12 protein-coding genes are annotated in these 10,012 nt (G+C 50.7%); 2 read left to right on the top strand and 10 right to left on the bottom strand.

Annotated features, from left to right (window positions below; translation table 11 throughout):
- The 10 genes from EI42_RS21755 to EI42_RS21710 form a co-directional block, all read right to left on the bottom strand.
- Positions 1-656 (bottom strand): class I SAM-dependent methyltransferase (locus EI42_RS21755; RefSeq protein ID WP_170142817.1); only part of this gene is annotated, 656 nt, incomplete at its 3' end.
- A gap of 87 nt (positions 657-743) precedes the next feature.
- A complete protein-coding gene (locus EI42_RS21750; RefSeq protein WP_170142816.1) occupies positions 744-1,676 on the bottom strand; it encodes a bifunctional DNA primase/polymerase in 933 nt (310 codons plus the stop codon).
- Positions 1,677-2,080: 404 nt separating this feature from the next.
- On the bottom strand, positions 2,081-2,563 hold the full coding sequence (locus EI42_RS21745) for a hypothetical protein (RefSeq protein WP_111324746.1): 483 nt from the start codon (positions 2,561-2,563) through the stop codon (positions 2,081-2,083).
- 52 nt (positions 2,564-2,615) lie between these two features.
- On the bottom strand, positions 2,616-2,966 hold the full coding sequence (locus tag EI42_RS21740; RefSeq protein WP_111324745.1) for a carbon storage regulator: 351 nt from the start codon (positions 2,964-2,966) through the stop codon (positions 2,616-2,618).
- Positions 2,967-3,123: 157 nt separating this feature from the next.
- Entirely contained in the window at positions 3,124-3,516 is a 393-nt protein-coding gene (locus EI42_RS32035) for a hypothetical protein (protein WP_137686348.1), read from the bottom strand.
- A gap of 631 nt (positions 3,517-4,147) precedes the next feature.
- Complete coding sequence (locus EI42_RS33425) at positions 4,148-4,738, bottom strand: class II glutamine amidotransferase domain-containing protein (protein ID WP_211326305.1); 591 nt, start codon at positions 4,736-4,738, stop codon at positions 4,148-4,150.
- Between the two features lie 127 nt (positions 4,739-4,865).
- Positions 4,866-5,516: a hypothetical protein gene (locus EI42_RS21725; RefSeq protein WP_137686346.1), complete on the bottom strand. Its 651-nt coding sequence runs from the start codon at positions 5,514-5,516 to the stop codon at positions 4,866-4,868.
- 203 nt (positions 5,517-5,719) lie between these two features.
- Positions 5,720-6,676, bottom strand: coding sequence for a WD40 repeat domain-containing protein (locus tag EI42_RS21720; protein WP_111324741.1), 957 nt, complete (start codon positions 6,674-6,676; stop codon positions 5,720-5,722).
- 210 nt (positions 6,677-6,886) lie between these two features.
- Positions 6,887-7,075 carry a helix-turn-helix domain-containing protein gene (locus tag EI42_RS21715; protein ID WP_246046489.1) on the bottom strand — a complete coding sequence of 63 codons (189 nt, stop codon included), beginning with the start codon at positions 7,073-7,075 and terminating at the stop codon, positions 6,887-6,889.
- A gap of 626 nt (positions 7,076-7,701) precedes the next feature.
- Positions 7,702-8,466 carry a hypothetical protein gene (locus EI42_RS21710; RefSeq protein ID WP_111324740.1) on the bottom strand — a complete coding sequence of 255 codons (765 nt, stop codon included), beginning with the start codon at positions 8,464-8,466 and terminating at the stop codon, positions 7,702-7,704.
- Positions 8,467-8,824: 358 nt separating this feature from the next.
- On the opposite strand from EI42_RS21710, the gene EI42_RS21705 reads away from it, so the two are divergent.
- Positions 8,825-9,667, top strand: a complete 843-nt coding sequence (locus EI42_RS21705) for a hypothetical protein (protein WP_111324739.1) — start codon at positions 8,825-8,827, stop codon at positions 9,665-9,667.
- Positions 9,668-9,694: 27 nt separating this feature from the next.
- Complete coding sequence (locus tag EI42_RS21700) at positions 9,695-9,943, top strand: hypothetical protein (RefSeq protein ID WP_111324738.1); 249 nt, start codon at positions 9,695-9,697, stop codon at positions 9,941-9,943.
- Positions 9,944-10,012 lie beyond the last annotated feature (69 nt).

The raw sequence follows: 10,012 nt of genomic DNA, 5'->3' as shown, positions 1-10,012 counted from the left end.
CCGCCCGGACGCAGGGCTTGCAAGGCCCGCCAGAGGAAGTAGGTGTGCAGAGGGAAGCGATGGCCTCCAGTCTCTCGATCGGAGATGGGGATTTTGCCAAAGGGGACGTTGCCGATCACCAGGTCGTAGCTGTGAGCGGGGATGATCACCTGTTCCAGGCGTGTGCAGAGGATCCGTGCCTGCGGGCAGCGGAGTTGAGCCAGGGCAGCCGAGAAGGGGTCGCGCTCAATGCCGGTGGTAGAAAGGGAGAGTTGAGGCGGAGCTGCGGCAAGGACGGCACCACTGCCACAGCCGGGTTCGAGGACGCGGCCCCCGGTGAAGCCGAGTCCCTCAGCCAGGTGCCAGAGGGCGCGAATGAGCGGGGCATCGGTGAAGTAGGAGGTGGGGGTTGCGGCGCTGGCAGCCGCGAAGCCCTCGGGACCGAGCACCAGGCGCAGACGGGCTGCGATCTCCTGCCAGTGCTCGCGAGGCGTGGGTTCAAAGGCGGGAGCAAGCGCGCCCCAGCCCATGAACTGGGAGAGCAGGGCTTGTTCCTCGGGGGTGGGTGGGCGTTGGGTCTCGCGGAGCTGCTGGACAAGCTCAATACAGGCAAGGGTCTGAGTAACGGATGCGGGAAGGGTCTGTCGTGAGACGGAATCGGGTGTGATATGTTTCATGATCGGTGTTCCTTTCATGTGGAAAAGATGAACAAAAGAAACGGCCCCACCCCGGCGGGGGCAGGGCTTCAGGAGGGATCGGAACGCTTAGGAGAGCTGGGCATGGGCCCAGCTCAAGCAACGGAGGGCATCGGAGACCGGGTAGTCGTGCCCGCCGCCTGGAACACGCGCAGCGTATGCGCGCAGGTAGGGCTCCGCTTGCGCGGGCGTGAGCCGGGCCTGTTGAATCAGCCGACAGGCCAGCCAGAGCGCGCAGGTGTGACGGGTGCCGACGCGGGCCCGTTGCAGCGCTCTCTCAAGCCAATAAGCAGGGTCAGCCAGTTGAGATGGTTCAGCGAGGCCGCCACGAACCGCGAGAGGCATGTCCTGCCTGGGATATAGGCACCGGAACCGTTCGCGCTGGCGCACGAGATCAAGCAGCAGCGAGGGAAAGGGGGCGATAGGAGCAAACGAGTGCCAGCGATAGTGCCGCCCATTGGGATGCAGCGAAGGCGGGACGACGATGTAGCCGCCCTCACCCCGCAGATCAATGCCGGGCAGGCCCACAAACTGGACGGTACAGCACAAGACCGGTTCCTCCGGGGAACGGAAAACGAGATGCCGCCCTGAGCCGGTATGGGCAGTGCGGGTGGCAAGCACGGCATACGGCGCCTGGTGCAGGTCAAGCAAGCGATGCTGAAGCATGGCTTGCAGGTGCCGCAGGGAAGCAAAGCCATCATGGCGCCCATCGATGTCAAGCACCGTCCAACCCGAGGGAGAGCCGGTCGGGATGGCAACATTGGCCTCAGGCCAGCGCCGCCACCACCAGGAGATCTGTTCCGCGTCAGTGGTGGCTTCATGGAAGCCGCGGGTCCGCGGGTAGGGCACTTTGCCGTTGACAGGAAACACAGGCAGGCCTCGCCGAGCATAGAAGAAGGCAGCCTCCCGACAGGTATGCGGAAAGGCGATGAGGGCACCACTGTTGATCACAAGATCGGACTGAACATGGTTGATCTCGCAAGGTGATGTACCTCTGAACATGAGAGGAATTTTCTCCTTTCTGGACAAGGTGAGACCTGTTCCACAGCAAAGTGCACAGAACGGCCATGTCAGGAGACGGGGCATACGCCTCCACAAGGCAGGGATGCAGGGAACAGAACCCACCTTTTGTGTATGCAACAGTCTGTGAATCTCCGCTGAGAGGCACCAGAAACATGGAGAGCTTCACACAACAAGAGAGGCATGGATCACGACAAACGGACGCTATGCGGCGAGAGACGCTGGAAGTCACGCAATCGAGTCGTTTGCCGGCCTGGAGAAAATCGTGCGAGAATAGTTCAGGGCAGATCCAGAATACACCCTATCTCTGTGCTTGCTCAGCTCAGAATGCATGGTCGATGAGGGGATATCTTCTTTCTCATGTCCTTCACCATTCATATCAAGCGTTAAAACGCAAGTGGATTTTTTCGCGGGTTTGCCTTCAACCATTCATCTAGTTGAGTTGTCAAGCGTTCATATTCCTGACAGAATGCTTTGACTAAATGGTGAAGCCGGACTGGATTGAGAGGTGCCGCGAAGAGCTGTTCTTCATAGCTATGAGCGATAAGCTTCGTGGCATATACCAGCAACTTGACTTTCCCCCGAACAAGTGTACGTACCTTCTCTTTATGAAAAAGCGCAAACGCGAGACACCTGACATATTCCTCTGCTTCAGGACGTTGTATCGCTCGCGAAAAGCCAGGCAAGAGTTTTTTTACCCAGAGATGATACATTCTATGAATGAAACACAGCAGGGCACAACTCCAACAATAGCGAGGAACAATCTGTCTGGGATAGGCATGAAAATGCCATCCCTGATCGTCGAGAAATGCTGCAATCGCAGCAAGATGTCGATGGACCTCTTGTAACTTTTGAATATTTGGCTCCATCTTGAGATTTCCTTTCTCCTGCTACGCCGTCAAAGCCAGGTAGAAGGCCACATCACAATGCTGTTCCTTCAGATGCTGTCAGATACTCTCTTTCACCAATGAAACAGCAATTCTCAAAAAATCCTGCAAACTTCCCTCTTTGGATTAAGATATGAGGCGGGGCCTCAACTCCTATCTTTACGCTGCTTCCCTCATCCTTTAAAATGCGTACTACAATATGATTTTTTGTGTTGTTCAAAGGAACGTCTGCGACAGCCCTAACAAGCAACTGGTCAGATGGAACCTCAACTCCTATCTTCGCTCTTTCTCCCACTTCTTTTACGACACGCAGCACCACAAATACCCTTTTCTTCTCATCAAAGAGAAAAAGGGATTCCCCAACTTTTCTTCTTAAAACTAACATGATCTTCCTCCTTTACAGGAATACTACTTCACGGAAGCAGCCCAGGAAGCTCCCGTCTTCAGGCGAGGCGTGATTCATTCCACAAATCTTCATGTCACAAGCACACTGGTTTCCACACAAAGCTTCACCCGCTCTATCTGTCGTCATGATGACCTTCTTAACCTGCATGTCGCTCAACCAGTTCCAGCTCTGGAGCAGGAGAATGTTCTCTAGAAAGAGCTCTGATATAGAGGTGCAAGATCTCTTCCCCTAGCTCGGCAGGAGATACGTTCTCGGTGGACAGCTTACGGTTGAGGATGCTCGTACAGCGACGAACAAACCAAAGAACCGCCAAAAACTGTTCTTTGGAACGAAAACGCGGAAGGCGATATTCCAACGTTGGATAGTCTGAGAGAGGGTTAAAGGCGCTGTAGCGCCCATCCCAGCGAGAACAGGCATAGCGACAAAAGTTTCTTCCCCAGAAATCACTGGTTTCCTGTCTATGCTGAACCATATATTCCAGTAATCTACCAAAGATCGCATGATAATAGACACTTACTTTTTCCTTCACGCAGCACTCTACATGAATATGAGTACCACAGCTAGACCCGACCAGGCTGGACAGCTTCTTCAACATCTCAAGAGCTGGATAAAAAGGGTCTAAGGAGCGATAAATTGGAGATTTATACTCCTCTCTGACAGTCGGATCAGAGGACCTGATAAAGCCATACTTCAGCAGGCCTACCCCGCCGGGTCGCTGAACCTCAAATTCTATTGAGAATGGGGGGAGTCTCTTTTGTTCCTTTCCCTTCATCGCTGTATTTGCTACTGAAGAACCGCGTCTGGTAAAGCATTCCGCACAGAAAAAGGCCTTTACCAACGACTCAAAGCGACAATCTGTGAGTCTTTTACAACAAAAACATTTGTGTACAGCCCTTCTTTTTGTCAACATTTTCTCTCACTCCAAAGGCACATAGGAGAAGGATCCTTCTCCTACCCATAGTTCAATCTGTCCTGAACAAAGAAATGAGGGTCGCTCACCCACGCGGAAAAAGCTCACCTATGGCAGGTGACAGCCGCTGACTTCCTGCTTCTCTCAAGCAGATGAAGTGTATTTCTTCTTCGTCATCATTGCTTGCACTCTCCTGGATAGCAGAAAAAGAAAGGCGGAGTTTTGAGTAAAAAAACTCCGCCTCCATCCATTACGAGTACATTTGGTACATCTTTTGTAGGTCAGACGATATGGTGGCTACTCTGTGCTTTTTCTTCCATTCCTCTAGTCCCTTGACTAAATCTTCAAACCCATCGTCCATCGCATCAAAAATCTCTCCCTCACCTACGAGAGCTACCTGCCCTACCTTTGTCATAAAGGGCATACCGGGAGGGAGTTCTGATGCAAAGAGCACAGCCCTCTTTTTCGAGTCCCAGAGCGCAACAAGATCTGAGTGAGGATCTCCTTTCACAATAAAGGGGTCTTCTTTGGCAAACCCCATAAACACACCCTTTCTCCGCTGAAGCTCTCGGATAGGAAGATCCAGGCGTCCCCACACTCTGGCAATGCAGGCACTATCACTAAGCGAGAGCGCCTGCCCGAGTTCAGCGAAGACGGCATCATGCCCATTATGAGCAAGAAGAAAGTCATTCTCTACAAACGGATGACAGAGCGCCTTACTGACCTCACCACATGTTGCTAAACGCGTGTGAAATAGAAGCCAGCTCGCGCCCTCACTTCGAAACAATTTTAAGATCTGCAGTACACTTCTTACTTTTCGTACTCCTTTCTCACTTTCCATTCTTCCATTCTTCCATAAAGCGGCGACGCCATTGCCATCGCCGCCCTTTGCCTCAATCAGATATTGGAGAAGATCCTCCATGACAGGCTCTATCATATCGAGAGCGGCCGCATTCATTAACAGTAACCTACACATGATTCCTCCGTATACGTCTTTGTCTGCTCATTTGCTCGTCGTCTATAATTCGGGACAGCTTGTTATGCAGTAGTAGGCACGTCTGCTCATCCTCGGGTAAGGCATCAAACCAACGCTGATCTCCAGGAATGTATCTCTGATAGAGAGACAGAATTTCTTGCCCGATCTCAGGACGTATCCCTGAGAAATCATCCATTCCCCGTTGAGTAAGCAGACTGACACACGATCTTGCAAACTGCACAACAGGTACAAACTGCTCCTTCGAGCGAAAACACGGAAGCCGAAACTCCACTGTTTGATGTCTGGTCCAGGGATTGATAGCCATATAATGGCTATCGGTTCCCCCCGGAGTTGCATAGGAACAAAATCCCCGTCCCCAGAAGAGAAACGTTTCCAGGGGGTACTCAAGCAGGTGGTCAAAGAGTGGCCCCCACACAACCCCATAGTCTCTCTGAATACTCACCTTGAGTTCTGGCTGACATTCAACATGAATATGCGTCCCACAGTTCGTCCCAACCAGGTGGGCCAATTTGTCCAAATTCCCGATGGAACTTTTGAAGGCATGCATGGATTGATAGATTGGAGATTTATACTCATCTCCAACCGAGCTATCAGTGGTCCGAATAAAGCCATTTCGGAGCAAAAGAAGCGACTCCTCAGACTCATTCACTTCAAATTCGAGAGAGAAAGGGGGAAGCTGTTGCGGCTTCCCCTTTCTCCTCATATTCAAAGTTGAGCGCCCTTGTGACCGGATACACTCATTGCATACATATCTCTTCATCGCTTTACGATAAGAGCACGTTTTTTTGTTTTTACAAAGGAAACATTTCCTTCGTACAGGTACTTCTACAAACATGATGACTCCTTATCATCCTGAAGAAATGACTCTTCTATCCGGACATAACCCTCTCCTCCCCATCCTAAGGCAGATCCCAGGCTCAAAGAGGTAATTCTGTCATGGCTCTCTATAACGGCCATCGTGCGTCCTGACTCTACCTCCCAGACATAAATGTGCGGTGATTGGTCCTTACCAAAGCAAGTCGCTATAAACTTGCCATCCGGAGACCACGAAACAAAATCGCTAGAGTATCCCCGAGCGCCTTTTTTTCGATATTCCGGTTCAGGCTCATAAACAGCCCGCTTCTTTATCCCTTCCCTGGAGAGCGAAAACAGTTCAACACGTTGATTTCTGACAATTGCCAGTTTTCGCTTTTGCGCATGAATAGCGTACTGCCAGGGAGTATAGCTGTAATCAAAGGACCGTTTCCCCAGGACTTCTAATCGGGGTGTTGCCACCAACAAATCTTCTTGCTGCAACAACAGGAGATAAGACCCGAACCACCCGAACAGGCGCACCTCTTTTTTCTTTCGAATATCAGGGCCAGCGCGGTAGACAAGTTTGTTACCCTTTCTTTTTTCTTTTAAAGGAAGGACACGCGTCACGTATCCCTCGTAGGAGTAGCAACAAACAGCAAGGCCTGTTTTCCCCCAGCTCATACTGGAGATGTCTGAGAGATCCCAGTCCTCCAGAGGCGGCAGTTCCAGTGCATACGATGAACCATCGCGAACATCCCTTATTTCGATGCAGTCTAGAGACCCGTTCACGGCAGCAATATGGTGCCCATCAGGTGCCCATGCAAACGTTGCCGCAGGTTCAGTATGCTCGAAACACCCGTGGCGAACCCCTTTGGCATCAAAAATGATCGTTTCACGTGACATCGCACACGCTACTGTGGCCAGGACGAACTCGCCACCAGGCGAAAAACTCAGCGCTTCACAGGTACCTAAAAAAGGGTAGAACATCGCTCTTCTCCTCTTCTTCTCCCGAGATGCATGAGCAACAAGCGCTGCGACTCTCCTCAATTTTCCCGGGAATACAGAAAAAGATCCTACTCAGAAAGCAGGATCTTCCAGAATATGCTATACTACGAAACGATAGGTTTTTCTATCGTAGAGAAGCAGTGATTTCTGATCATTAGGGCGTTCAGGAGATCACTGCTTCTCTTGCTATTGTTAAAGGTTCAGAAGCTTATTGAGCGTGGAAGCCTTAATACGATACGCCTCACGTTTACCTCTGTGAGGGAGTGTAACCGCTTCAAGGACACCACTCTTGATCCAGCGGCGCACGGTAGTATCATCCACCCGGAGACGGCGCGCAACTTCACGAACGGTTAACAATTCCATCTGCATTTTTTCTTCCATCTTTTTTCTCCTTGTGCAGGAAAAGCAGCGGCACGTTCTCCAGGAAAGGGCAAGAACACACTTTCCTGCGTTTTCCGCTGCAAAACATCTGTACTTCTATTGTCAGCAAAGAACAACCTACAACGACATTGCTCTACTCTATCGCTCTACGAAAAACGCACTTCAGAATTCCTGTTCCAGGAACACACTCCAAAGTATACTGACATACAATCAGGACTTCATACTTCAAACATTTGTTTCCACCAGAGAGTTCGCTTACGCGCCCTGCTATCTGGCTTTTGATTTGGCTCACCATTTTGTCAGCCAAGAGCTCCCTTCTGGGAGGTGCTCTTTTCTCATCACTTTCACTATACCCACTCAGGCCGGAAAATTCTCGGAACGGATCCAGAAAAAACAGCACAGGGTCACGTGACAGGCGAAACGGAGAAGGGGAGAAAAAGTAAAGATGCAGGAAACGATTCATTGCTGAGGAAGTAGGTGACCTTGCAGCATTATTGGATCGAGTTGAAAATAACAGTTTCAAGAGAGAAGGAGAAGCCCACAGCGGGAATCTACCTTCATCTCTTGAGAGTATCTGCCCTACAACGAATCTCAGAGTTCGATCGCCCTACGATGAGATTCGGAGTTCAGAGAAGTTGCAATAACCCATAGGCGACTAACGGGAGTAGGATTAAGACACCTGTAACGATCGCAAGCCAGACCAGCTTTCGCCGAAACTTTCGTCCCTCCATACGGACGGTTGCTTCCTCTACGGAGGACGGCAAATGCTGCTGTAAATGGGCCTGACTGGTCTTCACCAACTCCAATGCCGGTGTTACGAATGCTGGCAGCCCCTGTTGAAGTTGCTGCACGCCTGTCATCGCAAGTTGCAAAGACTGTCGAGAATCGGCATGCATTTCACGCATAAGCTGAGACTGGGCCTCAAAAGATTGGAACAACCGCTGTTGGAGCTCGCCATTGAGATTGAGCTGGCGTTCAAGCAGTTGCTCCGTCCCCTGGATCCGCCGTTGCACCAACGGTTCTGCTTCCCGTTCTCTGTTTCTTCGCGCTTTTTCGGCTTCGAGCTGGAGTTCATCAACCGCTTGTCGGTATTTTCGCTCCAGGTTTGCCCGGAGTGCCTCTCTGAGTCCAGGCGTAGCAGGACTCAATGAAACAGCTCCCACTTCAAACTGATACAATGCTCTCTCCCGCGCGTGGAGACAGAGAAAATCGGTCAATTGCACCTGCCTCTCCCATCTTGCCATCTCTAAGAGTGACGTCCATAGGTCACTTAACTCACCCTTCACCTTCTGATGGAGTTCCTGGATTTCCTTTTGTTCTTTCCCATTCATCAGGTGGAGACAATCAAAAAAGGCTTTCTCAGCTACTGCAAAATCAGGTTTCTGGAACATGGATGACCCTCCTTAGAATGAATCTCAAACGGTCAGAAGGCCCTCCATGAACGCTGGTTACCCAGCGAGGAGAACCCGCTGAATAACCAAAGCAACACTATCTACAATGCCAACACATCAACTTGACTTCGCGAAGACAGGTTTAGCATAACTGCTCGATCCTGGCCAAACCCGGAACAGAGGGAGAATACATCCCGAACGGCAAGGTGACTCAACGAGCAGAACCAATGGCATGCTATGCTTTCCGCTTCTTTTCCGATCATTCCCCAGCATATCCGTTCTTTTTCTGCCTCTTGCCAGTCTCAGGCAAGTAGAGTTTGTCAACAAAGGTCCTGGTCAGGACGAAAGAGGAGGACATATGTTTCATTTTGATCTGCTTCAGTGGCTCGTGGATCGACTAACAGAACTCTTGTTAGTCCTCTCCTCACCTATTCACCCATTTATTGATCTCATTGGTACGACACCTCTTCATTTCACAACACAAAACGCCATTGTGCATCACGCCTGGGCTGTAATGGTAGGAGCGGCTGATCTTTCCCTGGGCCTGGTACTGGTAGTCGGCACAATTCAAATCATGTATGGGCAGAGTGTCGGAGCGCTTCGTATGCCCATCGGGCAATTCGTCGCGAAAGTGCTGTTCACAGCTCTCCTTATTCATTTGAGTGCCTTTATAGGGGAACAGCTCCTGCTCCTCAATAACCTGCTCTGCGAAGCAGTGAGGGGCAACGTGCAGGATTTTATCCTCAAGGTCAATGACGGCCAACTTTTTTCCAACGGGCAGCTCCTTATTGTTGCCATTGTTCTCGTCATCCTGTTCTGTATCACCTTTTTTCGCATCATCTTTCAATGTATCAAACGCGTTGTCCGCTTCAATCTCCTGTTCATCCTTTCCGGCCCTGCACTCCTTACCTCTGCCCATCCATACACCGCATCGGTGTGCAGTATGTGGGCACGAATGTATATTGCGACGATCTTTGAGCAATTTCTACAATTTCTCACCTTTGGTCTTGGTTTTCAGTTCCTCATCGCCACAAAACAGACCGGCCTGACCGGCTTACTGCTTGCCACAGCAATGCTCTCCATGACCGCTGAGATTCCAGGGTTACTCTCACGTTTCACCGCTGTTACCGGTGGAAACGCCAGAGAAGGGATAGGGGCACTCGCTGGAACAGCAGTAAAGGCGGTTACATTGCTTGTATAGCAACAAACACAAGAAAGGATACGAAAAATGGATACCCTCAATAACCTCAACACTCTTATTGAACAATTACAGGTGCATGCCGCGACCATTGGCATCACCCTGGCAGGTTTAATGGTCGGCATCTATGCAATGATGATCATGTTCACGAATGACAATAGCCCAACAACCAGAAGCCAGCGCTGGGAACAACTCCAAAAAGTTCTTATCTGTGCGGGCATTATTGCAGCAACGGGGACGCTCATCCAATTCGCCCAATCCCTGGCGCATATGTTGTAATAGCGCATCTTTCGTCGTCGCTGACGGCGAACTTACCCAAAGGGAGAAGGGCGAGAAAAAGCACTATTC

The sequence above is a fragment of the Thermosporothrix hazakensis genome (genome assembly GCF_003253565.1).
Lineage (GTDB): Bacteria > Chloroflexota > Ktedonobacteria > Ktedonobacterales > Ktedonobacteraceae > Thermosporothrix > Thermosporothrix hazakensis.
Note: the sequence above shows the minus strand (reverse complement) of the source record. Positions and strands in the feature narration are given on the sequence as shown.

Excerpts from the sequence above, each read along its gene's own strand:
- EI42_RS21710 (WP_111324740.1), bottom strand. The coding sequence starts at position 8,466 with ATGTTCCAGAAACCTGATTTTGCAGTAGCTGAGAAAGCCTTTTTTGAT.
- EI42_RS21740 (WP_111324745.1), bottom strand. The coding sequence starts at position 2,966 with ATGTTAGTTTTAAGAAGAAAAGTTGGGGAATCCCTTTTTCTCTTTGAT.
- EI42_RS33425 (WP_211326305.1), bottom strand. The coding sequence starts at position 4,738 with ATGGAAAGTGAGAAAGGAGTACGAAAAGTAAGAAGTGTACTGCAGATC.
- EI42_RS21750 (WP_170142816.1), bottom strand. The coding sequence starts at position 1,676 with ATGTTCAGAGGTACATCACCTTGCGAGATCAACCATGTTCAGTCCGAT.
- EI42_RS21715 (WP_246046489.1), bottom strand. The coding sequence starts at position 7,075 with ATGGAAGAAAAAATGCAGATGGAATTGTTAACCGTTCGTGAAGTTGCG.
- EI42_RS21705 (WP_111324739.1), top strand. The coding sequence starts at position 8,825 with ATGTTTCATTTTGATCTGCTTCAGTGGCTCGTGGATCGACTAACAGAA.
- EI42_RS21700 (WP_111324738.1), top strand. The coding sequence starts at position 9,695 with ATGGATACCCTCAATAACCTCAACACTCTTATTGAACAATTACAGGTG.
- EI42_RS21720 (WP_111324741.1), bottom strand. The coding sequence starts at position 6,676 with ATGTTCTACCCTTTTTTAGGTACCTGTGAAGCGCTGAGTTTTTCGCCT.
- EI42_RS21745 (WP_111324746.1), bottom strand. The coding sequence starts at position 2,563 with ATGGAGCCAAATATTCAAAAGTTACAAGAGGTCCATCGACATCTTGCT.